The organism is Nonomuraea rhodomycinica, from assembly GCF_013363995.1.
In the GTDB taxonomy this organism is placed as follows: Bacteria; Actinomycetota; Actinomycetes; order Streptosporangiales; family Streptosporangiaceae; genus Nonomuraea; species Nonomuraea rhodomycinica.
Genome location: NZ_JABWGO010000067.1, coordinates 1 through 291, shown reverse-complemented (window position 1 = coordinate 291; position 291 = coordinate 1). Strand labels below are relative to the sequence as shown.

Genomic DNA, 291 nt, shown 5'->3' with positions numbered 1-291 from the left:
GTCCTGGCCGGCCTGCCAGGACGGCCCCGTCTGCTCTGTGCGCGGCGGGGCGGGCGGGGTCCGGTCGCGGGAGGGGACGACCACGATGCCCTCGGTGCGGTTGGGCGGGTTGACGTCGAGGGTCCCGCCGTGGACGACGTTCCCGCGGAAGGTGTTCGGCTGGAAGGAGAACTTGGCCAGCGGCGGCGCCGTGTCCTGCACCGAGGCCGTCACGGCCACGCCGCCGTCGGGCCGGTAGCTGAGGTTGCCGGTGAAGGTGTTGCGCTCGGGCAGCAGCACCATCTGGTAGCC

The 291-nt window shown here is 73.5% G+C and carries 1 protein-coding gene; it reads right to left on the bottom strand.

Annotated features, from left to right (window positions below; all coding sequences use genetic code 11):
• Nucleotides 1-291: hypothetical protein (locus HT134_RS44445; RefSeq protein ID WP_175606519.1), on the bottom strand; the 291-nt coding region annotated here is incomplete at both ends.